The sequence below is a fragment of the Stutzerimonas kunmingensis genome, assembly GCF_002929225.1.
In the GTDB taxonomy this organism is placed as follows: domain Bacteria; phylum Pseudomonadota; class Gammaproteobacteria; order Pseudomonadales; family Pseudomonadaceae; genus Stutzerimonas.
This window is the reverse complement of the sequence record NZ_PISM01000021.1, coordinates 77,751-103,541: the sequence shown is the minus strand read 5'-3', so window position 1 is coordinate 103,541 and position 25,791 is coordinate 77,751. Positions and strand designations below refer to the sequence as shown.

The following is a 25,791-nucleotide window of genomic DNA, read 5'->3' as shown; positions in this document are numbered from 1 at the left end:
GGTGCGCCGTCACCCTCGGCATACCTCGAAACGGCGAAATAGAGCCTGTGCGGGGGCGGCAGCCAAATGCGATAACGGTCAATGGACAAGCATCCCTTTCCATCGAGCGGTTACCCGCAACCCAGGCGCTGCAGGCACAGCTCTTCAGGCCGAATCACATGGCGCAGCAGCAGCGAGCGCCACGGGGAATCAGCTATTCAGAAATGACAGGACGAGATAATGAAAATAACAATGTTCACAACCGGAGCGCTCACGCTTTCACTGCTGGCCAGTAACGTCATGGCTGCGGTGTCCGAAACCGAGGCTGCCCGCCTCGGCAACGAACTGACGCCGATCGGCGCGGAGAAGTCCGGCAACGCTGCAGGTACCATTCCAGCCTGGACCGGCGGCTTGGCTCAGGACGCTGCGACGGTGACACCAGACGGTTTCGTCAGCGATCCTTACGCCAGCGACAAGCCCAAGTTCACCATCACGGCGCAGAACTACGAGCAGTACAAGGACAACCTGACACCTGGGCAGATCGCCATGCTCAAGCGCTATCCGGACAGCTACCGCCTGCCGGTCTACGAGACACGCCGCAGCGCAGCCATGCCGCAGCATGTCTATGACGCCGCCGCGCGCAATGCCACGCAGACCAACATGGTCCGCGGCGGCAACGGCCTGGAGGACTTCGAGAAGGCCGTCGCCTTCCCGATTCCCAAGGACGGCCTGGAAGTCGCCTGGAACCACATCACCCGCTACCGCGGCGGCTCGGCGCGGCGAGTGATCGCCCAGGCCACGCCACAGGTGAACGGCAGCTTCAGCCTGGTGAAGTTCGTCGACGAGGTGGTCTACACCGACACCCTGACCGACTACAACCCCGATAAGCATGGCAACGTGCTGTTCTACTTCAAGCAGCAGGTAACCGAGCCGTCCCGCCTGGCCGGCAACGTGCTGCTGGTACACGAAACCCTCGACCAGGTGAAGGAACCGCGCATGGCGTGGATCTACAACGCCGGCCAGCGCCGTGTACGCCGCGCCCCGCAGGTCGCCTATGACGGCCCGGGCACTGCAGCCGACGGCCTGCGCACATCCGACAACCTGGACATGTTCAACGGTGCGCCGGACCGCTACGACTGGAAGCTGATCGGCAAGAAAGAGGTGTACATCCCCTACAACTCCTACCGCCTGGATTCGCCCGAGCTGAAGTACGAAGACATCGTCAAGGCCGGCCATATCAATCAGGATCTGACCCGCTACGAGCTGCACCGCGTATGGGAAGTGGAAGCCACGCTGAAGTCGGGCGAGCGCCACATCTATGCCAAGCGCCACTTCTTCATCGACGAAGACACCTGGCAAGCTGCGGTGATCGACCATTACGACGGCCGCAACCAGCTGTGGCGCGTCGCCGAGGCGCACAGTCTGTACTTCTACAACGTGCAGGTCCCGCTGTACTCGATGGAGACCCTGTACGACCTCATCTCTGGCCGCTACCTGGTCATGGGCATGAAGAACGAAGAGAAGAACCCCTACACCTACAACTACAAGGCCAACTCCAACCAGTACACCCCGGCTGCCCTGCGCAACTCCGGCGTTCGCTGATTCGACTGGCTGCACTCGACGCCCCGCTGATCGCGGGGCGTTTTCGTTTTCCGCCCCGTGAAAACGAAGAAACCCTGCCAGGCTGGGCCATGGCAGGGTTTCGGATCGGCAGGACCGGCGAGTCGTGCGTATCGCTGGCGACTTACTCGGCCAGCAGACGACCGATGTTGTCGTCGCGGAAGACGCGGGTCAGCGCATCGCTCAACACATCGGTGACCAGCTTGGTGTTGGTCTGCTCGTTCGGCGCCATGCCGAAACGCTGGTTCAGCGAGGCACCATAGCGGCCGTTGTAGCGTTTACCGGCGTTCTGCACTTCGATCTTCAGCGTCGCGCCAATATTGGCCTCGGTCACGTACAGGCCTTCTTTCGGCGACTGGTACTTCAGCTCCGCGAGGGTCAGGGTCAGCTGCGGCGCGTTGTAGGCGTTGGGCGACGGGGTGAAGCCGAGCAGGCGCACCGCCGCTTCGGTCTGAGCCTGCAGCTTGGGTATGACCTTGGCACTTGGCACGATCACCGCGCTGGTTTCCGGGTAAAGGCCGCCGCGGGTGCCAAGGGTCGGCGAGGGGCGCGCATCGACCACGCGCACGACGACCGGCTGGCCCTGGCCGACAGGATTGATGGTGCCATTGAGTTTGGGGTTCGGATCGAGCTGCTGGGGGCTGTGGGCACAGCCTACGAGACTCATTCCAAGAACGGTGACAAAACCGAACAACAGGCGTTGCAGCATGCTGTTTTCTCCAGGTTAGGGGGCGACGAGTGCGGCGCAGTATACCCAGCGGTACGACGCGCCGACAGTGATGCGATTCAGACCGATGGCAGTGCTGCGCCGTTCATTTCACGCGGCTGTCACAGAGCCCTGCGATAAGGGGTCATCTCTTCGCCAGGAGTGAAAACCATGCGCCAGATCCTTTCGCTGCTGCGCCGCCGCAAGCCCCGTCATTTCGCCCTGCTCGACGAACAGGGTCGCTGCCGCATGCTGCTGAGCAGTGCCGGCCGGCCCGATGGCGCGAACTGGGTGGAGGTCGAGGAAGCGCCTGAGCTGGATTGGCCGGCATCTTCCCACCGACTGCGAACGCGCGGCCTGAGCGGAACAGGCGCTTTGTTCAGGGCACAAAAAAGCCCCGTAGGTTCGTACGGGGCTTTTCGTTCGAGCCGGGACTGGCCTGCTGGTCAGTACTCCAGGCCCAGGCGCTTGTCGGCCATTTCGCTGATTTCGCGGTAGGCTGCTGCGTCGTTCTGCAGCGTGGTTTCGCGAGCCGGGAACATTTCCTGCAGCTTGCTGGACCAGGCCTGCGAACGGTACTGCTCGGGGAAGCAGCGCTCGAGCAGGTCGAGCATGATCGAAACGGTCACCGAAGCGCCCGGCGAAGCGCCGAGCAGCGCGGCGATGGTGCCGTCTTTCGCCGCGACCAGTTCGGTGCCGAACTGCAGGATGCCGCCCTTCTTCGGGTCCTTCTTGATGATCTGCACGCGCTGGCCGGCGATCTCCAGACGCCAGTCCTCGGCCTTGGCCTCGGGATAGAAACCACGCAGGGTTTCCAGGCGGTCCTCCATGGACTGCATCACTTCCTTGATCAGGTAGCGGGTCAGGTCCATGTTGTCGCGTGCCACGGCCATCATCGGGCCGATGTTGCTCGGCCGAATCGACAGCGGCAGGTCCATGAACGAACCGCGCTTGAGGAACTTGGTGGTGAAGCCGGCGTAGGGCCCGAACAGCAGGGACTTCTTGCCGTCGACGACACGGGTGTCCAGGTGCGGTACGGACATCGGCGGCGCGCCGACTGCTGCCAGGCTGTAGACCTTGGCCTGGTGCTGCTTGACGATTTCCGGGTTGTCGCAGCGCAGCCACTGACCGCTGACCGGGAAGCCGCCGAAGCCCTTGCCTTCGTCGATACCGGACATCTGCAGCAGCGGCAGCGCAGCGCCACCGGCGCCGAGGAAGACGAAGCCGGATTGCACCTGGCGCGATTCGCCGGTGCGAGTGTTCTTGATGTCGACTTTCCAGCCGCTGGCCGTACGGTCGAGACCGGTGACCTTCTGGTTGTAGGACACCTTGACGCCAGCGCTACGCGACAGATAGCCGAGAAGCTGGCTGGTCACCGCACCGAAATTGACGTCGGTACCGTTCATGGCGCGAGTTGCAGCGATGGGCTCGTCGGCGGCGCGGCCCGGCATCATCAGCGGCATCCACTCGGCCAGAGTCGCGCGATCCTCGCTGTACTCCATGTCAGCGAAGGCGTGATGGGTCTTCAGCGCATCGAAGCGACGCTTGAGATAGTCGATGTTCTTGCTGCCGCGCACGAAGCTCAGATGCGGAACAGCATTGATGAAATCACGCGGGGAACCGAAACCTTCACGGTCAGCGAGGTAGGCCCAGAACTGCTTGGAGACCTCGAACTGGGTGTTGATCAGCACGGCCTTCTTGATGTCGATCGCGCCATCTTTGCTGTCGGGCGTGTAGTTCAGCTCGCAGAGCCCGGCGTGACCGGTACCGGCATTGTTCCACGGATTGGAGCTTTCGATGGCTCCGGATTCCTGCAGTTCGACGATTTCCAGCTTGATATTGGGATCGAGTTCCTTGAGCAGTACCGCGAGGGTCGCACTCATGATGCCGGCTCCCACCAGCACCATATCCACTGCTTCGCTATCGTGTTGCGTCATCAACGCGTTCTCCAGAATCACAGCATTAAACTGTCGAGACCGCAGTACGCGGCCCCGTAAAACCCACCAGCCAGACGGTCAGGAACGGAGCATGTGCCTGGACCGCTGCTCGGGAACATGTGCCCGAGAACAGGAAGCCAGAGGCTGCCTGCCAGCTGTCGGAAGGGCGGCTTTTGGCCTCCTTCCTCTCGCTGCGATCCATCCGGAGCGGGCCTGGCCCAGTGCTCGACGGTGGACGCTGCGAGGAAAACGATTGCGAATCATGTTGCCGAAGCCAGCCGCAGCCTTCGCCGCTGGCAGCGGACTGTGCCGATACGTTCGATACGAAACGGCGGCCCTCAGTTCAGCCGCGCATGGCCTCGATCAGTTCGATATAGGGCCTGGCCTGACGCTGGTTGGCGACCAGATCGATAAAGCTCTGCCCTTTGCTATCCCGGGCATCGAGGTCGTAGCCGGCGGCCACGAAGAAGCCGAGAAAGCGCTCGAAATCATCAATGCGCAGGCCGCGATAGGCCTTGATCAGCTTGTGCAGCGAAGGGGGGGTATCGTCAGCCGGTTCAGGCTGAAGAAACAGCTTGATCGACTCATCCGCGATCTCGTCGCCAATCACCTGCTTCTTGTCTTTACGCATGCCGCCTCCGGTCCACGGGGTCTCACGGGGGCGGCAGTTTACTCCTCGCAGGCGACGCACTCAACGCGCCAGGCCGGCTTGCGACCAAGGTCGTACATCGCCGCCTCGGTATACCGGGCGATCTTTCAGCACAAAGAACAAGAGCTGCCCGCGCTTATAATGGCGCCTTCGCCTACAAGGAGCGTCCCAGGCATGAAGCTTCCCCCACTGTTTGCCGCCTGGCACCAGGTCCTGCGTCTGGGCTACGGTGCCCGCGCACTGCGCGGCGATATCAGCGCCGGCCTGACGGTCGGCATCATCGCCATCCCGCTGGCCATGGCCCTGGCGATCGCCGTTGGCGTGGCGCCACAGCACGGTCTCTACACCGTATTGATCGCCGCGCCACTGATCGCGCTGACCGGGGGATCGCGCTTCAATGTCTCCGGGCCGACAGCGGCTTTCGTGGTGATCCTGTTGCCGATCACCCAGCAGTTCGGCCTTGGCGGCCTGCTGCTGTGCACCATGCTCGCCGGTCTGATCCTGATCGCACTGGGCCTGCTGCGCGCTGGACGCCTGATCGCATTCATCCCCTACCCTGTCACCCTCGGATTCACCGCGGGCATCGGCATCGTCATCGCCACCCTGCAGATCAAGGACCTGTTCGGCCTGACGCTGACCGAACAGCCACAGCACTACGTCGAGCAGGTCAGCCTGCTGCTGCGCTCGCTGCCGGGCGCCCGGCTCGGCGACGCGCTGGTAGCGGCGATCTGTCTCGCGGTGCTGATCATCTGGCCGCGCTGGGTACCGAAAGTACCCGGGCACCTGGTGGCACTGACCGTCGGTGCGCTGGCAGGTTTGCTGCTGGAATCGTCCGGATTGTCCGTGGCGACCCTTGGCGAGCGGTTCAGCTACACCTTGGACGGCATCACCCATCCGGGTATTCCACCGTTTCTCCCAGATTTCGCCTGGCCCTGGCTGCTACCCGGTCCGGATGGCCAGCCGCTGCAGCTGAGTTACGAGCTGTTCCGCGAATTGCTCGCGCCGGCGTTTGCCATCGCCATGCTCGGCGCCATCGAGTCGCTGCTTTGCGCCGTGGTCGCCGACGGCATGACCGGCAGCAACCACGAGCCCAACGGCGAGCTGATCGGCCAGGGGCTGGGCAATCTGGTCGCCCCGCTGTTCGGCGGCATCACCGCGACCGCAGCGATCGCCCGCAGCGCCACGAATGTCCGGGCCGGGGCGTTCTCGCCGCTGGCAGCAATGATTCATGCGGGTGTGGTGCTGGTCGCAGTGCTCTGGCTGGCGCCGCTGTTCAGTTACCTGCCCATGGCGGCACTGGCGGCGTTGCTGGTGATGGTGGCCTGGAACATGAGCGAAGCGCCGCACGTGATGCACGTATTGCGCATCGCACCGCGCAGCGATGTGCTGGTGCTGCTGACCTGCCTGACACTCACCGTGCTGTTCGACATGGTGCTGGCCGTCGGGGTCGGGCTGCTGCTGGCAGCCGGGCTGTTCATAAAGCGCATGAGCGAGCTGACCGACACTACCGCTCTCTCGCGCGAGCAACGGCGCATCCTCCAGGACATGCCCGAGCACGTGGCGACCTACGCGATCCGTGGGCCGCTGTTCTTCGGCGCGGCGGAAAAGGCGCTGGGAGCCCTGCGGCGCTTCAATCCCGAGGTCAAGGTGGTGATCGTCGACATCAGCGCAGTGCCGATGCTGGACATGACCGCGCTGGCATCGCTGGAAAACGTGCTGGTGGATTACCGCCGACTGGGGGTAACGCTGATCCTGAGCGGCAGCAATGCGCGAGTCCGCCTGAAATTGCGCCGCGCCGGCATTCACCGCCTGCAGGGGCATCTGCTGTATGTGCGCAACCTGAGTCAAGCCCGCGAGAAAGCACTACGCCTGTTGCGCCCGGAGCCGGGCGAGGCCCCCGTCTGAATGCGCTCCCGGATTGCCCGGCAGCGCAAGCCATAGGTCAGCCTGCGTATTTTTGCAGGTTGGCCATCATCTCCTTCAACGCTTCCATGTTGTCAGCCGGGTGCGCCGCGTTCTCGAAATTACAGATCTGCTGCCACTGCGCGGCGACATCCTCGGCATCGAAACCGGCCTTCGGATCGAAACCGACGCCGAGACTGCGCTCCCAGCGCACCTTGCCCATCCAGCCGCCGCCCACTTCGAACAGGCCTGAGGTTTCCTGGCACTGCTCGCTAGCCAGATACACCACCAACGGACTCACTAGTTCGGGTTTGAGCTGCTCGAACACCTGCGGCGGTATCAGCCCCTCGGTCATCCGCGTGCCGCCGGTGGGCGCGATGGCGTTGACCAGCACGTTGTTCTTGCGCCCTTCCAGCGCCAGCGTGCGGGTCAGGCCGTACAGACCGAGCTTGGCCATGCCATAGTTCGACTGCCCGAAGTTGCCATAGATGCCGGAGGTCGAAGCGGTGAAGATCACCCTCCCGTAGTTCTGTTCGCGCATGTGCGGCCAGGCGGCACGGGTGACCTTGTAGGCGCCCTCGACATGCACCCGATAGACCAGATCCCAGTCGGGGTCTTCCATCTTGTGGAAGGTCTTGTCGCGCAGGATGCCGGCATTGTTCACCACCACATCGATGCGGCCGAAGGAATCGAGGGCCTGTTGCACGATGCGATCGCCATCGGTTACTGAATCATGATTGGCGACAGCGGTACCGCCCGCCTGGCGAATTTCCTCCACCACTCGGTCGGCGGCGGAGCTGTTGGCTCCATCGCCCTGAGTGCTGCCGCCCAGATCGTTAACCACGACCTTCGCACCGTGGCGGGCGAACAGCAGCGCGTGCGCCCGCCCGAGCCCGCCGCCGGCTCCGGTCACGATCACTACCTTGTCTTCGAAGCGGATGGCATCAGTCATGCGTACTCCCTCAGCGGTCTTGGATGAATTCAGGAGCGCCGAGTGTCGATCAGGCGCCGGGACCCGACAACCAACCGCCCGGAAATGAATGCCAGTGCATAAGAGTCGAGGATGGGCTGCTCCGACGCCAATGTTCTGGACGTTTTTTTATTCATACCGCCGACAGCCGTGCCATCACTGGCCCGGCGGCGTATCTGCCCAAACAACTCACAGCGTTATCCACAGCCATCGAGGATAACTGATGCGATCACTACCATCATGAAACGGCACCGCACACATTGCCTATGAACGTGCGAGGCCTTCTGTTATGCGGCCTGTGGTCGCATCAAGCGGGACTGAGCAAAAAACGCACATACTGCTGGAAGTCCCGCGCCGCTTCGCCTGGAGCAGACCTTCCCAAGGTTATCCACAGAACCGCACACAACTATCGGGGATAAATGAAGCGGCAAATAGCGCAAGTGCTATCACGGCAATGTCGAGAATCTAAGAGCGCCGGGAGCGCCCTGTTCTTAGCATCAGCGCATCAACCAACGGAGGAGATCGTCCATGTCCAGTCGCCATCTGCTCGAGAGCCTGTTTGCCAATTACGCGTGCGCCAGTGGAGGTGCATTGAACGGCCGCTGACATCGCCCAGCACGCTTGGCCGCTCGCCCCTTGCGGCGTACCCTTCCGCCAGCCCCATGAGCGGAGTAAACGATGACCTTGCGTTCCATTTGCGTTTTCTGCGGCGCCAGCCGTGGTTCGAACCCCATCTATGAACAAGCAGCCCAGGATCTCGGCCGCACCCTCGCGGCCAACGGCATCCGGCTGATCTACGGCGGCGGCGCCGTCGGCCTGATGGGGGTCGTGGCAGACGCCACCATGGCTGCCGGCGGCGAGGTGATCGGCATCATTCCGCAGAGCCTGAAAGATGCCGAGGTCGGCCACACCGGCCTCACTCGGCTGGAAGTAGTCGACGGCATGCACGCCCGCAAGGCGCGGATGGCAGAGCTCGCGGATGCATTCATCGCTTTACCTGGCGGGCTGGGTACGCTGGAGGAGCTTTTCGAGGTCTGGACCTGGGGTCAGCTTGGCTATCACCCCAAACCGCTCGGGTTGCTGGACTTCAACCACTTCTACAGCAAGCTCAGTCATTTCCTCGATCACCTCGTCGAAGAGGGATTCGTCCGCTCCCAGCACCGCGAGATGTTGCAACGTAGTGACGAGTCGCAGGCGCTCGTAGAGTTGCTGGATGCCTGGCAACCGCCTACTCATAGTCGCTGGGCCAAAAATTCGCCGCTGTGATCTGGCTGAATCCAGCTGATCAAATTTCACTCTCCGAGCTGTAGCCCACGCATCAAGCGGGCCGCAGCTCTGCCTCCCCATGTTATCCACATGCACATCCACAGCAAAAGTGGATAAGCGCTCGCTTCGACATATTGGTGTACGGATGTGCGGGCAATACGACGCTTTAGAAGCCTTGAACCTGCGAACGTACAATTTTCGATCAATAGGCTCGATCGCTAGTGCCGCTAGGGCTGTAGCAAGCAGCTAAATGGTTATCCACAACTCGGCCCACAGCTGTAGTGGATAAGGTAGCCGAACGAATCGAACGCGCTGGACTCAACAAAAGCATCGCTCGTCTAATTCCTAGGCTCACACCATGGGTTCATCAACAATGCTTCAATTGCTGCATCAGGAGAGACGTCCATGAGCTGGCTGGCCCTGACACTGGTGGCGTTCGTCATCTTCGTGCTGGTCTTCTTCGTCAAGAACCGGCAGCTCAACCATCCCGCGCAGCAATATCCCTATCGCCTCAAGGCGCCCCTGTTCTCGCCAGCGGAACGCGAGCTGCTGGAAATGCTGCAACGCACGGTCGGCGAGCGCTATCTGATCTTCCTCAAGGTAAGCGTCGCCGACGTTGTGGAAGTCACTGTCATCGCCCGACGGGCGTACTGGTACCGCGCCACCAACCGCATCGCGACCGCGCGCTTCGATTTCGTGCTGTGCGACAGGGCCGATCTGAAGCCGGTCTGCGTCATCAATCTGCACGACCCTGACACCGATGAGGAATTCATGGATCGACTGTGCGAGACCATCGGGTTGCCGCAGGTCCGCCTGCCGGCGAATGCAGCGCGCTCCTATAGCGATGTCCGGGAAGCCATCGAGTCGGCGCTGCAGCCCTGATCGACCGCTGGCGGGAATGAGCGCAGCAGCGGACGGTCACAAGTCTGCATGACGTATCCATGCTGTGCAGTACCGCTGCGGAGACATCCGCAATCGACCACCGGCTACGAGTGACACTATGAAATACGCCCTCCCCCTGCTCCTTTCCCTCGCCCCGCTGGCTGCGCTGGCGGACGACCCGACCTGTCATGGCACCAACGAAGCGCAGGTCGCCGCGCTTTTCGATCGCTGGAACGACGATGTGCAATCAGGCGATCCGAAACGCGTGGTGGAAAACTACGCACCTGACTCGATGCTGCTGCCTACAGTGTCCAACACGCCGCGGCAGACGGCGGAAGCCAAGCTCGACTACTTCGAGCACTTTCTGGCGCTGAAACCGAAGGGCGAAATTGTCTCGCGAATGATCATGATCGACTGCAACAGCGCGCTCGATACAGGGCTCTACAGCTTCAAGCTGGGCGACGGCAAGACGGTGCCGGCGCGTTATACCTTTACCTACAAGTGGTTCGCCGACGCCGGACAGTGGCTGATCACCAGTCACCACTCATCGGCGATGCCAGAGCAGCCCGAGGCGGTACAGCAGGTGATCGAAGAGAGCGACTGATCGTCCTGCGAAATACGCCAAACAGGGGCGCCTTGCCACACCAGCGGGGCGCGCCCGCTGTACCATCCGCCCTCGACAAGCGAAGGGTCTCGACCGCGCGCTTGCACCAGCCCGCCTGTGCTCGATACTTCTGATAAGCACGCCGTATTCGGACCCGAACCACCATGCAACTCAAGCCGCTGTTATCACGCCTGTTCGACCTGGCCAGCCGCCTGATTCGGCGCTATCCCGGTACGGTTGCGCTGTTCGGATTCGTTTCCGGGGTGGCGAGTTTCGTTCTGGTGGAACGCCACGCCGGCCTGGCCAAGGTGATCGCCCTGGTAATGCTGGTGAGCTGGCTCTGGCTGGTACTGGAATCGAGCCTGCGGCGCAGCCTGCAGAGCTGGTTCGGCTGGCAGGTGCCAAGACCGCTGCTGCGCTATGCCACCCAGATGGTGCATCAGGAAAGCCTGTTTTTCATCATTCCGTTCTTTGCCATCACCACCACCTGGAACAGCGGACAAGCCCTGTTCACCGGCCTGCTTGGCGCCGCCGCGCTCGTTTCGCTGATCGATCCGCTGTACTACAAATGGCTGGCACCGCGGCGCTGGGTCTACCTGGGGTTTCACGCGCTGACGCTGTTCGCCGTCCTGCTGACCGCGTTGCCGATCATCCTTCATCTGTCCACCCCGCAGAGTTATCAGCTGGCGCTGGGCGTCGCAGTAGTGCTGGCCCTGCCGAGCCTCAGCGGACTGTTTCCCCGCTCGAACTGGCGCACGTGGCCCGGCATCCTGTTGCTGGCGGTGGCGCTGGGTGCCGCAGGTTGGCTGGGACGGACCTGGGTGCCCCCGGCAACCCTGTGGCTGACCGATGTCGCCGTGACCATGAGCCTCGATGATCGGCAACGCAAACCCGGTAAGGGGCTGCGCGAAATCACCAGCGCAGAACTGCACGCAAATGGCCTCTACGCCTATACCGCCATCAACGCACCGCGCGGCCTGAAGGAGCGCATCTTCCACGAGTGGACCCACAACGGCCGGCGCGTCGACCGTATCGCGCTTGAGATCAGCGGCGGCCGCGAAGCCGGTTATCGCGCCTGGACCCACAAGCGCAACTTCCCGGAAAAATCATCGGGCCGCTGGCGAGTACGTGTCGTTACCGAAGCAGGCCAGATGATCGGCATGCTGCGTTTCCAGGTCACCGATTAGCGAACCCCCCGCCGCCTCGCGTATCCAAATCAGAACCAGCCTGGCTTGGAGAAGGACATGGAGTGGTGGGCGAGCATCTCCTACACCATCGCGTCGGAGTTCTCCGACATCACCGACCTGGAGGACGCGACCCGCGTCAGTAGCCGTCTGCTGATCGCGTCGATTCTCGGCGGCCTGCTCGGCTATGAACGCGAGCGCCGACGCAAGGCCGCCGGCTTGCGCACCCATATGCTGGTTGCGCTTGGGGCAGCGTTGTTCGTACTGGTGCCGGTGCAGGCGGGCATGAGCCTCGAGGACATTTCCCGGGTGATTCAGGGCCTGGTTACCGGTATTGGCTTTCTCGGAGCCGGGACTATCCTCAAGGGCGACTCCGCGGAAGACGTCAAGGGCCTGACCACCGCCGCGGGCATCTGGCTTACGGCCGCGATCGGTGTCGCCGTCGGCCTCGGGCATGAAGCAACGGCCGTAATGAGCACGCTGTTGGCGCTGGCGATCTTTGCTTTGATGCCACGGCTGGAGCGGCATACTGCCCTGCGTGCCGCGCGCAAGCGTCGCCACCCGGACCAGCCGCGCTAACGAACGCCACTCCACTGCCCAAGGATTTCGCCATGTCCAACTTCCGTATTCTTCTGACCGGCGCCGTTCTGGCTGCTCTGGCAGGTTGCAGCGAAACGGCCAAGCTTCCGGTGGAATCCGGATACGGCCCGACACCGGCGCTGCCCGAGCCGAACAAGACAGTCCTGCCCACGGTGCACATCGCCCCCGCCAAAGGCTGGCCGCAAGATGGCAAGCCGCAGCCGGCGGCCGGTCTGCGCGTGGCGGCGTTCGCCCGTGACCTGGGCCATCCCCGCTGGCTCCATGTGCTGCCCAATGGCGATGTGCTCGTGGCGGAATCGGACGCACCGCCGAAGCAACAGAGCCAGGGACTGCGCGGCTGGATTGCCAGCAAGATCATGGCCCGCGCTGGCTCCGGAGGCCCCAGCGCCAACCGCATCACCCTGCTGCGCGATCGTGACGGCGATGGCGTGGCGGAACAGCGCACGGTGTTTCTGGAAAACCTCAACTCCCCGTTCGGTATGGCGTTGGTAGGCAACCACTTCTACGTCGCCAACACGGACGCGCTGCTGCGCTTTCCCTATACGCCCGGCACCACCCGTATCACTGCGAACGGCGAGAAGGTCGTGGACCTACCCGCTGGGCCGATCAATCACCACTGGACCAAGAACGTCATTGCCAGCCAGGACGGCAGCCGCCTCTATGTCACCAGCGGCTCCAACAGCAATGTGGCCGAGAACGGCATGGAGGCCGAAGAGAACCGCGCAGCGATTCTCGAGGTGGATCCGCAAGCCAGGAGCATGCGTCTGTTCGCTTCAGGCCTGCGCAACCCCAATGGCCTTGCCTGGCAACCGGACAGCGGAGCGCTATGGACCACCGTCAACGAGCGCGACGAGATCGGCAGCGATCTGGTGCCGGACTACATGACGTCGGTACAGGACGGCGGATTCTACGGGTGGCCCTACAGCTACTTCGGCCAGCACATCGATGAGCGCGTGCAACCCCTGCGGCCGGATCTGGTCCAGCGTGCCATTGTCCCGGACTATGCACTGGGCGCGCATACTGCCTCGCTCGGCCTGGCCTTCTACGAAGGCACGCTGCTGCCGCAGCACTACCGCCACGGCGCGTTCGTTGGTCAGCACGGCTCCTGGAACCGCAAGCCGCGCAGTGGCTATAAGGTGGTTTTCATCCCCTTCCGCGACGGCATGCCGGCTGGGCAGGCAGAGGATGTGCTGACCGGCTTCGTCAACGAGGCAGGAGAGGCAATGGGTCGCCCGGTAGGCGTCGCCGTGGACAAGACCGGGGCCGTGCTGGTGGCCGACGATGTCGGCAACGTGGTCTGGCGCGTCACCCCTGATGACCGTTGATACCGTCGCCCGCTGATCCGTTGAACCTTGCCGGACGCCGTATGGCCATAAAGGTAACGTCCATACGCAACGAGGCACTCCCATGATCAAGCGCGCCATCTACATCTTCGCCCCTGTCGTGCTGCTCGCCGGCTGTTCCGGCAATGTGCAGAACCCGGTAGACCGCATCACCTTCCGTGACGAGCCACTGGTACGCGATGTGGAGACCGGCATGTCTCAGGAGCAGGTACTGGCCATCGGTGGGGAGCCCTCGAAGGCCGCAGCTCGCACTGTAGTGCCAGGCGTCTGCCACGATTACATCCTCAATCGCGATGGCCATCAGCAACCTTATTACGTCAGTTTCGATGGCTCCGGCCGCGTGGACGGCCAGGGCTTCCTGACCTGCGATCAGCTTGAGGAAAACCAGCGCAAACTGCATCGCTGACAGCCGGGCACAGGCGCGAGCACGCTTCGGGCCTGTGCATTCAACGCTCCCCTTGAAGGAGACCAGCATGCCTCGTGGAGAAAAAACCAAGTACACCGACAAGCAGCAACGCAAGGCCGAACACATTGAGGAAGGCTACGAGAAGCGTGGCGTCCCCGAGGACGAGGCCGAAGCGCGCGCATGGGCGACGGTCAACAAGCAATCCGGCGGCGGAGAACGCAAAGGGGGCTCGGGCAGGAGCAAGGGCGAGACCGCCAAGCGGGCTGAGCGCAAGGACTCGGCCCACCGCGCAGCCGATGCCCGCCAGGGCAAATCACCAAACAAGGGTTCGGCACGAAGCTCGACATCGACCAGCACGGCGCTTGCCGACATGACCCGCGACCAGCTCATGGAAAAGGCCCGCGAGCGGGACATTCGTGGCCGCTCGAAGATGCGCAAGAACGAACTGCTACGGGCGCTGAGCTGAGGACTGAGGGCATGCCGATGATTGACCAAACCGCTCCGAAAGAGGGCAATCCCAAGCGCGAGGACCCAGGCGATCCTGTGCCGATTGATGAGCCGGGTGAGCCTGAGCCGGCGCCCTCACCGCCGGACGAGCCCCACCGCTAAACTTTTCGCCAGCATCCTGTTCTCAAACTGGGAACCGTGAATCACCGCGTCCGCGGTGAACCAGACCAGGAGATGGCGATGAGCTACGTACAATTGAGCGATAAACAGAGCCTGCGCGAGCGGGCTCGTCAACATGTCGAGAATGGCGCCGTCACCGAGAGTTACTCGGCCGATCGAGAAGTCGTGATCAATCTGCTGAACGAAGCGCTGGCGACCGAACTGGTTTGCTATCTGCGCTACAAGCGCCACTACTACATGGCCACAGGGCTGAAATCCAGCGCCGCCGCGGACGAGTTCCTCGAGCACGCTAATGAGGAGCAGGAGCACGCAGATCGGCTGGCCGAGCGCATCGTCCAACTGGGTGGCGCGCCGGACTTCAACCCCGACGGCCTGACGGAGCGCGCCCACGCGCAGTACGCCGAAGGCAACGGCCTGCGCGACATGGTTTTCGAGAACCTGGTGGCCGAACGCATCGCCATCGACAGCTACCGCGAGATCGTGCAGTACATCGGTGACAAGGATCCGACCACCCGCCGCATCTTCGAGGACATCCTCGCTCAGGAAGAAGAGCACGCCGATGATCTGGCTGGCCTGCTGGACGGCATGAACTAGCCCAGGACCTGCCGGCGCCTCGCTGAAGCAGGCGGCACGCCATTCCCGTCAGCTTTTCAGCGAAACATAAAAAAAGGCCACCCTAGGGTGGCCTTAAATTTTAGGAAGAGAGGTACAGCTTAGCCGGCTGCCACCGGACGCATGTAGGAGATCGGTGCGGTCTGCGGGTCATCGAAGGTCACCAGTTCCCACGCATCCTTTTGTTCCATCAGGGTGCGTAGCAAACGGTTGTTCAACGCGTGGCCGGATTTATAGCCGCGGAATTCGCCGATCAGACTGGTGCCCAGCAAGTACAGATCACCAATGGCATCGAGAATCTTGTGCTTCACGAATTCGTCCTCGTAACGCAGGCCGTCTTCGTTGAGCACACTGGTTTCGTCCACCACGATTGCGTTCTCAACGCTGCCACCAAGCGCCAGGTTGTGCGAGCGCAGGAACTCGATGTCGCGCATGAACCCGAAGGTACGTGCACGGCTGACTTCCTTGACGAAGGAAGTGCTCGAGAAATCCACACTGGCAGTCTGGGTACGGCCCTTGAAAACCGGATGGTCGAAATCAATCTCGAAACTCACCTTGAAGCCGTCGAAAGGCAGGAAAGTAGCGCGCTTGTCACCTTCCTCGACTGTCACTTCACGCTTGATGCGGATGAACTTCTTGTGGGCGTCCTGCTCCTGCAGGCCGGCGGATTGAATCAGGAATACGAAAGGTCCAGCGCTACCATCCATGATCGGCACTTCCGACGCTGAGAGTTCGACGTAGGCGTTGTCGATCCCCAGGCCAGCCATTGCCGACAGCAAATGCTCCACTGTGTCGACCTTGACGTCACCGTTGACCAATGTCGTGGACATGGTGGTTTCGCCAACGTTCTCGGCCCGCGCAGGAATTTCCACAGGCGGGTTGAGGTCGGTGCGACAGAACACGATTCCGGTATCCACCGGTGCCGGTTTCAGGGTGAGATAAACCTTCTCTCCCGAATGCAAGCCGACGCCGGTGGCGCGAATGATGTTCTTCAGGGTGCGTTGTCTGATCATGGCCTTTTGCTTCGCTTTAGCGCTAGTTGCGAATAGTTTTCAACAAATTGGCGGCGATAATAGCAGAAGCCAACTTTGCTGAACACCAATCACAACGATACTCCTGATAAACCCAATCAATCGGCCTGACGACGCAGAAACGCGGGAATGTCCAGATAATCCAGATCTTCCTGCGGATTCAGCTTGGCTGCGGTGGCAGCTGCATGCGCCTGATTACGCATCACGGTCGGGCGCTCGAGGTCACGATAATTGACCGCGGCCTGCTCATGCTGACGCGGTGCCGGAGCGGCGGAAGCGGCGACAGAGGTCTGCACGGTGTTGTCGACGACCTTGACCGGCTTTTCATTGCGCGGACCGAGCCCGGTAGCGACCACGGTGACATGCAGCTCGTCGGCCATATCCGGATCGATCACGGCACCAACCTTGACGGTGGCCTCATCGGACGCGAAGGCCTCGATGATTTCGCCCACGGCAGCGTACTCGCCGAGCGAAAGGTCCAGACCAGCAGTGATGTTGACCAGAATGCCACGTGCGCCTTGCAGGTTGACGTCTTCCAGCAGCGGGTTGCGAATGGCAGCCTCGGTGGCTTCGCGAGCACGGTTCGGGCCGGTGGCGCAACCGGTGCCCATCATCGCCATACCCATCTCGCCCATAACGGTCTTGACGTCGGCGAAGTCGACGTTCATCAGGCCCGGACGCTGCATGATGTCGGAGATGCCACGGACCGCACCGGCCAGTACGTCATCAGCCTTGGCGAAAGCGGCCAGCAGGCTGGCGTCCTTGCCGAGGATGGTCAGCAACTTCTCGTTGGGGATAGTGATCAGCGAATCGACGCAATCGGACAGCGCACGGATACCTTCGTCGGCCACCTGCATGCGACGACGGCCCTCGAAGGGGAACGGACGGGTGACCACGGCGACGGTAAGGATGCCCATTTCCTTGGCTACCGAAGCGATGATCGGCGCAGCGCCGGTACCGGTGCCGCCGCCCATGCCGGTGGTGATGAACACCATGTCCGCACCTTCCAGTACTTCGGCGATGCGCTCACGATCTTCCATCGCCGCCTGGCGACCGATGTCCGGATTGGTACCGGCACCCAGACCTTTGGTGATGGCCGAGCCGAGCTGCAGCACGGTGCGTGCTTCAACTTTCTTCAGCGCCTGGGCGTCAGTGTTGGCGCAGATGAATTCGACGCCTTCGACGTTATTGCGAACCATGTGGTTCACGGCATTGCCGCCACCGCCACCGACACCGATGACCTTGATGACTGCACTTTGCGGGGTATGATCTACGAGTTCGAACATTTCCCTCTCTCCTTCCAGCTTTCTAGTTTTGGTTGTTACAGCGCACTGCTTAAAAATTGCCCTGGATCCAGCCCTTGAGCCGGTCCAGAACAGACGTCTTTGGTTCGTCGGCGAAACTGCCGATGCCAGACACGGGAATGCCGTCGGCCTGCTTTTGCAGTCCGTACAGCAACAGGCCCACGCCCGTTGAATAGATGGGGTTGCGTACTACGTCGCTCAGTCCCTTGACGCTGTGCGGCACGCCCAGGCGCACCGGCATGTGAAAGATTTCCTCGGCCAGGTCGACGGCTCCTTCCATCTTCGCTGTACCGCCTGTGAGAACGATCCCGGCCGGGATCAGATCCTCGTATCCGCTACGACGCAGCTCGGCCTGGATCAGGGTGAACAGCTCGTCATAGCGCGGCTCGACCACCTCTGCCAGAGCCTGCCGCGAGAGTTCGCGCGGTGGGCGATCGCCGACGCTGGGAACCTTGATGGTCTCGCCTGCACCGGCCAGCTTGGCCAACGCGCAAGCATAACGAATCTTGATCTCTTCGGCATACTGGGTCGGCGTGCGCAATGCCATGGCGATGTCGTTGGTGACCTGATCGCCGGCGATCGGGATGACCGCGGTATGACGAATCGCGCCTTCGGTGAAAATGCAGATGTCGGTGGTGCCGCCGCCGATGTCCACCAGGCAGACGCCCAGCTCCTTTTCATCGTCGGTCAGTACCGCGTGTGCAGAGGCCAGTTGCTCCAGGATGATGTCATCCACTTCCAGGCCGCAGCGACGCACGCACTTCTCGACATTCTGCGCCGCATTCACCGCGCAGGTGACCACATGGACCTTGGCCTCAAGGCGCACGCCGGACATGCCCAGCGGTTCGCGCACACCTTCCTGGTTGTCGATCACGTAATCCTGCGGCAGCGTGTGCAACACGCGCTGGTCCGCCGGAATCGCCACCGCCTGCGCGGCGTCGAGGACTCGCTCCAGATCCGCGGAGCTGACCTCACGGTCGCGGATTGCGACGATGCCATGGGAGTTCAGGCTGCGGATATGGTTGCCCGCCAGGCCAACGAAGGCCGAGTGGATACGGCAGCCAGCCATCAGCTGAGCTTCTTCGATAGCGCGCTGAACCGACTGCACGGTGGATTCGATATTGACCACCACGCCCTTCTTCAACCCGCGCGAAGGATGGGTACCGATTCCCACGATTTCCAGCTCACCATCGGCGGTCACCTCACCTACCAGCGCCACCACCTTGGAGGTGCCGATGTCCAGGCCGACGATCATCTTGCCGCTTTGCACGCTCGACATGTGTTTCATTCCTCAATTCTTCGCAGCGACGGTCGTATCCGTCACAGTCGGGACCGGCTCATGCCAGGCGACGGCCAGGCCGTTCGCATAGCGCAGATCGATCCGTGCGATCTTCTCGCTTTCCTGCTCCAGCGCCTTTTGATAGATGGCGGTGAAGCGACGCATTTTTTCTACAACCTGGTCCCGCCCCAGCAGCAACTCGACGCCCTGGTTGGTGGTCAGGAACCAGCTTCCACGCTCGCGCAGCTCCAGACGGGAAATGGAGAATCCCAGCGGGCGCAGCATCTGGCTGAGCATCTGGTATTGCTGCATGACACGCTGTTGGGCCCGCTTCGGACCATATAAATGTGGCAAGTGTTCATATCGGGTCAGGTCATCCGGCGAGAAAGCCTGCCCTTTATTGTTAAGCAATGCTTCGCCCCCCCAGCGGGCAATCGGCAATTGCTCATCCAGCCGCACCATCACCTGGTCCGGCCAGACGCGGCGGACTTCGACATGGGCGATCCACGGCATCTGTTCCAGTTGGTGGCGCATGCCGTTCAGATCAACCTTGAAGAAGCTCTGCTCGACGAAAGGCGCTATGCGCTGCTGGACCGCCTCGCGACTCACATAGCCCAGTTCGCCCTGCACACTGACCTTGGCGATCGGCCGATCGGCATAGGGCAGCAGCCGCTCGCCCAGCTCGTAAAGCCCGACCGCCAACCCGATCAGTAGCACCGGCCAGACGAAACGCTTCAGCCCGACGAGGCTCGGCTTCGGCAGGCGCTGCGACAGCGGCTGCGGTTGCACCAGGCGGCTCGCACCCCGTTGCGCGGGCTTGCGCGAGGCGCGGCCGCTTCCGGGTTGCGAATGGCGCAGCGTGGCGATCATGGCTAGCTCCCCGCCTCGAGGCTGTCATCGAGAATGCTCAGGACCAGTTGCTGGAAATCCAGACCGGCAGCACGCGCCGCCATGGGCACCAGGCTGTGATCGGTCATTCCCGGCACGGTGTTCACTTCAAGCAGCCAGAAATCGCCGTTACCGTCCTGCATCACGTCAACCCGGGCCCAGCCGCGGATACCCACCGCTTCGCAGGCACGTGCCGACAGCGTCTTCAGTTCCTGTTCGCGCACCGCGTCGAGGCCACAGGGAATGCGGTACTGGGTATCGGAAGCCAGGTACTTGGCGTCGTAGTCGTAGAAGGTGTGCGGCGTGCCCAGGCCAATCGGTGGCAGTACCTGGCCGTGCAGCACCGCCACGGTGAATTCCGGGCCTTGTATCCACTGCTCGACGAGTACTTGCGAGTCGTAGCTGCTGGCGGCACGCCAGGCTTCGATCAGCTCGGTGAGCCCGCCGACCTTGGCCATGCCGATGCTAGAGCCTTCGTGGGCCGGTTTGACGATCAGCGGAAAACCCAGGGTTTCCGCTGCAGCCTTGCAATCGGCCTCCGTAGCCAGCACGGCATGCTGCGGCGTCGGCAAGCCAAGGCTCTGCCACACCTGCTTGGTGCGCAGTTTGTCCATGGCCAGGGCCGAAGCCAGAATGCCGCTGCCGGTGTAGGGGATACCGGCGCATTCCAATAGTCCCTGCATGCTGCCGTCTTCGCCACCACGACCATGCAGGACGATGAAGGCACGATCGATGCGCTCGTTGCTCAGGCGTTGCAGCAGGTCATCGCCGGCATCGATGCCGAACGCATCCACACCGGCCTCCTGCAACGCGGCGAGTACCGCCGCGCCGGATTTCAGGGACACTTCGCGTTCGGCACTCTTGCCACCGAAGAGCACGGCGACCCGACCAAACGCCTTGGGGTCGCGAGTCGAATGCAGGGTCGTCATTTGGATTTCCTCGCGGCGCCATCGCCACCGAACAGCGGACTCTTGAGCAGTTGCGGCGCCAGGCCACCGATGTCACCGGCTCCTTGGCAAAGCAGAATGTCGCCGGCACGCAGCAGCGGCTTGACCAAGGGAGCGAGGTCGACGCCACGCTCGACGTAGATCGGGTCCAGCTGGCCGCGCTGGCGGATGCTGTGGCACAACTGGCGGCTGTCGGCGCCGGGTATCGGCTCTTCGCCGGCCGGATAGACTTCCATCAGCAGCAACACGTTGGATTCGCCGAGCACCTGCACGAAGTCGTCGTAGAGGTCGCGGGTGCGGCTGTAGCGATGGGGCTGATAGACCATGACCAGGCGCCGCTCCGGCCAGCCACCGCGGACTGCCTTGATCACTGCGGCGACTTCGCGCGGGTGATGGCCGTAGTCGTCGACCAGCATCACGCTGCCGTAGTCGACCGGTAGATCGCCATAGACCTGAAAGCGGCGGCCGACGCCTGCGAACTCCGCGAGGCCCTGGACGATGGCTTCGTCGTCGATACCTTCATCGGTAGCAATGGCGATGGTGGCCAGGGCGTTCAGCACGTTGTGGTTGCCCGGCATGTTCACTGACACATCCAGCGGCTCACAGCCATCGCGCAGCACCGTGAAGAAGGTACGCATGCCTTCCTGACGGACATTGGTGGCGCGCACGTCGGCGTCTTCGCTGAAACCGTAGGTCGTGATCGGCCGGCCGATCTGCGGAATGATCTCGCGAACGAACGGGTCGTCGACGCAGAGCACTGCCAGGCCGTAGAACGGCAAGTTGTGCAGGAACTCGACGAAGGTTTTCTTCAGCTTGCCGAAGTCGCCGCCATAGGTGCTCATGTGGTCGGCATCGATATTGGTGACCACCGCGACCATCGGCTGCAGGTGCAGGAAGCTGGCATCGCTTTCGTCGGCCTCGGCGATCAGATAACGGCTGCTGCCGAGCTGCGCGTTGGTACCGGCCGCAGTGAGTCGGCCACCGATGACGAAAGTCGGATCGAGCCCGCCGGCGGCAAAAACCGAAGCCAGCAGACTGGTAGTAGTGGTCTTGCCATGGGTGCCGGCGACAGCAATACCGTGCCGGTAGCGCATCAGCTCGGCAAGCATCTCGGCACGTGGAACCACTGGAATACGCTGTTCGAGCGCCAGGGCGACTTCCGGGTTGGCCGAATTGACCGCGCTGGACACCACCAGCACGTCGGCGCCGGCAACATTGCCGGCCTGATGACCGATGAAAATCTGCGCACCGAAGCTCTGCAGCCGATCGGTACTGGCGGATTCCTTGAGGTCCGAGCCCGACACCTCGTAGCCGAGATTGAGCAGCACCTCGGCGATGCCGCACATGCCGACCCCGCCGATACCGACGAAGTGAATGCGACGAATGCGCCGCATACGGCGGACTTCGGCTTTTACCGCGGCGGGAGATTTAGCCACGGGCCACCTCCAGACAGATATCGACCACGCTGCGGGTGGCGTCGGGCCGGGCCAGACGGCGCGCGATGGCGCCCATGGCCTTGAGTTTTTCCGGCTGCATCATTACCTCGCTCAGCTGAGCGGCAAGCACGGCCGCATCAGTCTTGGCTTGCGGCAGAAGGACGGCAGCGCCCTCCTTCGCCAGATATTCGGCATTGCGTGTCTGGTGGTCGTCGATCGCATGGGGCAGCGGCACCAGAAAGGATGGCAACCCAGCGGCGGCCAGCTCGCAAACGGTGAGCGCTCCGGCACGACAGATGACCAGATCGGCCCAGGCGTAGGCCCGCGCCATGTCCTTGATGAAGGGCGCGACTTCCGCCTCGACGCCGACCTCGGCATAACGCTGCGTGGTGATATCGGCGTGCTGCTTGCCGGCCTGATGAAACACCTGCGGCCGCACATCCGCCGGTACCTGGGCGAGCGCGGCGGGCAGCAGTTTGTTCAGCGGTTCGGCACCGAGACTGCCGCCTAGTACCAGGAGGCGCGGGCGACGATGCGCAAGGGCATCGCGGGGCGTCTCGAGGAACAGCTCCTCACGCACCGGATTGCCGGTGGTGCGACGCTTGACGCTGGCCTTGAAGGTTTCCGGGAAGGCTTCGCAGACGCGGCTGGAAAGCGGCGCGAGGCTACGATTGGCGGTCCCAGCGACGGCGTTCTGTTCGTGAATCACCAGAGGTACCCCGGCCAGCTTGGCAGCCAGTCCGCCCGGACCGGTAACGTAGCCGCCCATCCCCAGCACGCAGACCGGTTGCAGCTCGCGCACGATGCGACGCGCCTGGAACAGCGAGCGAATCAACTGCAGCGGTGCCTTGATCAGCGAAACGATGCCCTTGCCGCGCAATCCGCTGACCTGGATCAGATGCAGCGGCAGGCCAGCGGCGGGTACCAGTTCGTTCTCGATGCCGCGCGGCGTGCCGAGCCAGTGCACGGAGTAGCCGCGGGCCTGGAACTCACGAGCACAGGCGAGCGCCGGGAAAACGTGGCCACCGGTGCCGCCGGCCATGATCAGTACATTAGCGGCCATGGGCGACCTCCTTGGCCGGCGGCTCGGCGAAATCGGCCTCGTCGAACTCGGTGTCCTCGCTGCCCAGCACGGTGCGGCTTTCCCATTCGATGCGCAGCAGCAGCGCCATGCTTGCGCAGGTCACCACCAGCGAGCTACCGCCATAACTGAGGAACGGCAACGTCAGGCCCTTGGTTGGCAGCAGACCTACGTTTACTCCCACGTTGATCAGGAACTGTCCCAGCCAGAGGAACGCCATCCCCCAGGCCACATACGCCGCGAAGAACTGCCGGGCCTTCTCTGCCCACAGACCGATATACAGTGCGCGAACGCCGACGAAGGCGAACAGCGCGATGGTCGCCAGTGCGCCGACCATGCCTAGCTCTTCGGCCAGTACGGAGAATACGAAGTCGGTATGCGCTTCGGGCAGGTAGAACTGCTTTTGCACGCTATTACCCAGGCCGACGCCGAACCACTCCCCGCGGCCGAAGGCGATCAGCGCCTGGGTCAGCTGGTAGCCGGCGCCGTACTGATCGGCCCAGGGGTCGGTGAAAGTGATCAGGCGCTGCAGACGGTATTCCTGGGTCTGCACCAACACCACCACGGCACCCACCGCGGCGATCACCAGCAGACTGAAGCGGATCATGCCAACACCACCGAGGAACAACATCGCCACTGCGGCGCCCATCATGACCACGGTCGCACCGAAATCGGGCTCCAGCAGCAGCAGGAACGCCATGGGCAGCAGGACCAGGAAGGGTTTGGCAAAGCCCCACATGCTTTCGCGAACTTCCTCTTGCCGGCGCACCAGATAGCCGGCCAGGTAGATCACCACGAAGACTTTCGCCAGCTCGGACGGCTGCACGTTGAAGGCGCCGAAACCGATCCAGCGCATCGAACCGTTCACTTCCCGGCCGATTCCCGGCAGCAGGACCAGGATCAGCAGGCCGAACGCCGCCAGCAGCAGCATCCAGTCCAGACGTTGCCAGACCGACAGCGGTACCAGCAGCATTGCAATTCCCGCGCCGAGGCCCAGCGCCACATAAACCAGATGGCGACTCATGTGATACAGCGGATTGCCGGCATTGACCGCCGCGACTTCGGACGATGCCGAAGTGATCATCACGAGACCCAGGCCAAGCAAAGCCAGACAGCCGGCGAGCATGGGGAAGTCAAGATCCAGACCGCGGCGGCCGAACAAGGGCGAAGGAGCATGGCGCAGGAAGGCGAGCATCAGTCGAGCGCCTCCACCGCAGCGGCGAACAGGCGACCGCGCTCTTCGAAATTCTTGAACATGTCCAGGCTGGCACAGGCCGGCGACAGCAATACCGCATCGCCCGCTTCGGCACACTCGGCGGCGCGCTGCACCGCTTCGCCCAGTGTTGCGACATGAACCAGGGTGGTGGCATCGGCCAGCGCGTCCGCAAGACGTTGCGCATCACGACCGAGCAGCACCACGGCACGGCAATAGCGTGCAATCGGCGCGCGCAGCGCGGAGAAGTCTGCGCCCTTGCCATCGCCACCGGCGATCAGGACCAGCTTGCCGTCGATATCCGCACCCAGTCCTTCGATCGCAGCCAGCGCGGCACCGACATTGGTGGCCTTGGAATCGTCGTAATAGCTGACGTCGCCACGCTGGCCAACCCACTGGCAGCGATGCGGCAAACCGGCGAACTGGCGCAACGTCTCCAGCATCGGCTCGAACGGCAGACCCACCGCGTGCCCCAGCGCCAGCGCTGCCAGAGCATTGGACTGATTGTGCGCACCACGCATCTTCAGCTCGCGAACCGGCATCAGCGCATCGAACTGGAACGCCAGGTACTTCTCGCCTTTTTCCTCGAACAGCCCAAAGCCCTTGAAGTCCGGCTTGCCGAGGCCAAAGGTCCAGGTCGGCAGGTCATCCGCGACCAGCGGACGGCTGAGCCGGTCATCGCGATTGACCACCACCTGACGCGCGCCGCGGAAAATTCGGTGTTTGGCCTGATGATAGGCTGGCAGGCCGCTGTAGCGGTCCATATGGTCTTCGCTGATGTTCAGGCAGGTCGCCACTTCGGCATTGAGCTGCTCGGTGGTCTCCAGCTGAAAGCTGGACAGCTCCAGCACATAAAGCTCGACGTCGTCTGCCAGCAGATCGAGCGCCGGCGTGCCCAGGTTGCCACCAACCGCCACGGTGCGCCCTGCCGCCACGGCCATCTCGCCGACCAGCGTGGTCACGGTGCTCTTGGCGTTGGAGCCGGTGATCGCAATGATCGGCGCCTTGGCTTCGCGGGCGAACAGCTCGATATCACCGGACAGCTTGACCCCACGCGCCGCCGCTTCCTGCAGCGCCGGCGTACTGATCGCCAGACCCGGGCTTACCAGCAGCTCGCTGGCGGTGCAGAGAAACTCGACGTCCAGCTCGCCATAGCGCACTTGCACGTCTGGATACTCGGCCTTGAGCGTCGCCAACTCCGGCGGGTTCACACGGGTATCAGCGACGGCAAACGGCAGCCCCCGGCGCGCCAGATGGCGAACCAGGGACATGCCGCTCTTGCCGAGGCCGACAACGATGCGGAACTGGTCGGAAGCGATGAGCAC

24 protein-coding genes and 1 pseudogene are annotated in these 25,791 nt (G+C 62.7%); 12 read left to right on the top strand and 13 right to left on the bottom strand.

Annotation, left to right across the window (positions count from 1 at the left end; all coding sequences use genetic code 11):
- The first annotated feature begins 231 nt into the window (after positions 1–231).
- Complete coding sequence (locus tag CW305_RS16995) at positions 232–1,581, top strand: DUF1329 domain-containing protein (RefSeq protein WP_104098471.1); 1,350 nt, start codon at positions 232–234, stop codon at positions 1,579–1,581.
- 142 nt (positions 1,582–1,723) lie between these two features.
- Here CW305_RS16995 and CW305_RS16990 read toward each other — a convergent pair whose 3' ends face one another.
- Entirely contained in the window at positions 1,724–2,308 is a 585-nt protein-coding gene (locus tag CW305_RS16990) for a YajG family lipoprotein (RefSeq protein WP_014821319.1), read from the bottom strand.
- Positions 2,309–2,476: 168 nt separating this feature from the next.
- Between CW305_RS16990 and CW305_RS23785 the strand changes: the two are divergent.
- Positions 2,477–2,666: pseudogene (locus CW305_RS23785) on the top strand (hypothetical protein).
- A gap of 85 nt (positions 2,667–2,751) precedes the next feature.
- Here CW305_RS23785 and mqo read toward each other — a convergent pair.
- Both mqo and CW305_RS16975 read right to left on the bottom strand, forming a co-directional pair.
- Complete coding sequence (gene mqo, locus CW305_RS16980) at positions 2,752–4,263, bottom strand: malate dehydrogenase (quinone) (protein WP_080950556.1); 1,512 nt, start codon at positions 4,261–4,263, stop codon at positions 2,752–2,754.
- Between the two features lie 322 nt (positions 4,264–4,585).
- Positions 4,586–4,873, bottom strand: a complete 288-nt coding sequence (locus tag CW305_RS16975) for a PA4642 family protein (protein WP_003302753.1) — start codon at positions 4,871–4,873, stop codon at positions 4,586–4,588.
- A 192-nt stretch (positions 4,874–5,065) separates the two neighbouring features.
- On the opposite strand from CW305_RS16975, the gene dauA reads away from it, so the two are divergent.
- Positions 5,066–6,796 carry a C4-dicarboxylic acid transporter DauA gene (gene dauA, locus CW305_RS16970; RefSeq protein ID WP_023446556.1) on the top strand — a complete coding sequence of 577 codons (1,731 nt, stop codon included), beginning with the start codon at positions 5,066–5,068 and terminating at the stop codon, positions 6,794–6,796.
- A 37-nt stretch (positions 6,797–6,833) separates the two neighbouring features.
- Here dauA and CW305_RS16965 read toward each other — a convergent pair whose 3' ends face one another.
- Positions 6,834–7,745: an SDR family oxidoreductase gene (locus CW305_RS16965; RefSeq protein WP_104098470.1), complete on the bottom strand. Its 912-nt coding sequence runs from the start codon at positions 7,743–7,745 to the stop codon at positions 6,834–6,836.
- A gap of 696 nt (positions 7,746–8,441) precedes the next feature.
- Here CW305_RS16965 and CW305_RS16960 point away from each other — a divergent pair.
- The 9 genes from CW305_RS16960 (at position 8,442) to CW305_RS16920 (ending at position 15,269) form a co-directional block, all read left to right on the top strand.
- Entirely contained in the window at positions 8,442–9,029 is a 588-nt protein-coding gene (locus CW305_RS16960) for a cytokinin riboside 5'-monophosphate phosphoribohydrolase (RefSeq protein ID WP_104098469.1), read from the top strand.
- A gap of 405 nt (positions 9,030–9,434) precedes the next feature.
- Positions 9,435–9,911 (top strand): DUF2726 domain-containing protein, encoded by a 477-nt coding sequence (locus tag CW305_RS16955; RefSeq protein WP_104098468.1) that lies wholly within the window; start codon positions 9,435–9,437, stop codon positions 9,909–9,911.
- 118 nt (positions 9,912–10,029) lie between these two features.
- Positions 10,030–10,515 (top strand): SgcJ/EcaC family oxidoreductase, encoded by a 486-nt coding sequence (locus tag CW305_RS16950; protein WP_046617982.1) that lies wholly within the window; start codon positions 10,030–10,032, stop codon positions 10,513–10,515.
- A gap of 164 nt (positions 10,516–10,679) precedes the next feature.
- Positions 10,680–11,702, top strand: a complete 1,023-nt coding sequence (locus CW305_RS16945) for a DUF5924 family protein (RefSeq protein ID WP_104098467.1) — start codon at positions 10,680–10,682, stop codon at positions 11,700–11,702.
- Positions 11,703–11,759: 57 nt separating this feature from the next.
- A complete protein-coding gene (locus CW305_RS16940) occupies positions 11,760–12,278 on the top strand; it encodes an MgtC/SapB family protein (protein ID WP_014821328.1) in 519 nt (172 codons plus the stop codon).
- A gap of 32 nt (positions 12,279–12,310) precedes the next feature.
- On the top strand, positions 12,311–13,624 hold the full coding sequence (locus CW305_RS16935; RefSeq protein WP_041014809.1) for a PQQ-dependent sugar dehydrogenase: 1,314 nt from the start codon (positions 12,311–12,313) through the stop codon (positions 13,622–13,624).
- Between the two features lie 82 nt (positions 13,625–13,706).
- Entirely contained in the window at positions 13,707–14,048 is a 342-nt protein-coding gene (gene osmE / locus CW305_RS16930; protein ID WP_041014810.1) for an osmotically-inducible lipoprotein OsmE, read from the top strand.
- A gap of 67 nt (positions 14,049–14,115) precedes the next feature.
- A complete protein-coding gene (locus tag CW305_RS16925) occupies positions 14,116–14,514 on the top strand; it encodes a Rho termination factor N-terminal domain-containing protein (protein ID WP_041014811.1) in 399 nt (132 codons plus the stop codon).
- Positions 14,515–14,735: 221 nt separating this feature from the next.
- Positions 14,736–15,269 carry a ferritin-like domain-containing protein gene (locus CW305_RS16920; protein WP_014821332.1) on the top strand — a complete coding sequence of 178 codons (534 nt, stop codon included), beginning with the start codon at positions 14,736–14,738 and terminating at the stop codon, positions 15,267–15,269.
- 119 nt (positions 15,270–15,388) lie between these two features.
- On the opposite strand, the gene lpxC is transcribed toward CW305_RS16920, so the two are convergent.
- From lpxC to murD, 9 genes are all read right to left on the bottom strand, one after another.
- The gene (lpxC, locus tag CW305_RS16915; RefSeq protein WP_003302766.1) at positions 15,389–16,300 is read right to left on the bottom strand and encodes a UDP-3-O-acyl-N-acetylglucosamine deacetylase; all 912 of its coding nucleotides are present in this window, start codon (positions 16,298–16,300) and stop codon (positions 15,389–15,391) included.
- 116 nt (positions 16,301–16,416) lie between these two features.
- Entirely contained in the window at positions 16,417–17,604 is a 1,188-nt protein-coding gene (gene ftsZ, locus CW305_RS16910; protein WP_014821333.1) for a cell division protein FtsZ, read from the bottom strand.
- A 49-nt stretch (positions 17,605–17,653) separates the two neighbouring features.
- Positions 17,654–18,901, bottom strand: a complete 1,248-nt coding sequence (gene ftsA / locus CW305_RS16905; RefSeq protein ID WP_104098466.1) for a cell division protein FtsA — start codon at positions 18,899–18,901, stop codon at positions 17,654–17,656.
- Positions 18,902–18,913: 12 nt separating this feature from the next.
- Complete coding sequence (locus CW305_RS16900) at positions 18,914–19,771, bottom strand: cell division protein FtsQ/DivIB (protein ID WP_104098465.1); 858 nt, start codon at positions 19,769–19,771, stop codon at positions 18,914–18,916.
- A 2-nt stretch (positions 19,772–19,773) separates the two neighbouring features.
- Positions 19,774–20,718, bottom strand: coding sequence for a D-alanine--D-alanine ligase (locus CW305_RS16895; RefSeq protein WP_014821336.1), 945 nt, complete (start codon positions 20,716–20,718; stop codon positions 19,774–19,776).
- Positions 20,715–22,172, bottom strand: a complete 1,458-nt coding sequence (gene murC / locus CW305_RS16890; RefSeq protein WP_104098464.1) for a UDP-N-acetylmuramate--L-alanine ligase — start codon at positions 22,170–22,172, stop codon at positions 20,715–20,717. Before murC ends, CW305_RS16895 begins: the two co-directional genes overlap by 4 nt.
- Complete coding sequence (gene murG, locus CW305_RS16885) at positions 22,165–23,235, bottom strand: undecaprenyldiphospho-muramoylpentapeptide beta-N-acetylglucosaminyltransferase (RefSeq protein ID WP_104098463.1); 1,071 nt, start codon at positions 23,233–23,235, stop codon at positions 22,165–22,167. Before murG ends, murC begins: the two co-directional genes overlap by 8 nt.
- Positions 23,225–24,448 carry a putative lipid II flippase FtsW gene (ftsW, locus tag CW305_RS16880; protein WP_014821339.1) on the bottom strand — a complete coding sequence of 408 codons (1,224 nt, stop codon included), beginning with the start codon at positions 24,446–24,448 and terminating at the stop codon, positions 23,225–23,227. Before ftsW ends, murG begins: the two co-directional genes overlap by 11 nt.
- Positions 24,448–25,791, bottom strand: coding sequence for a UDP-N-acetylmuramoyl-L-alanine--D-glutamate ligase (gene murD / locus CW305_RS16875; RefSeq protein ID WP_104098462.1), 1,344 nt, complete (start codon positions 25,789–25,791; stop codon positions 24,448–24,450). Before murD ends, ftsW begins: the two co-directional genes overlap by 1 nt.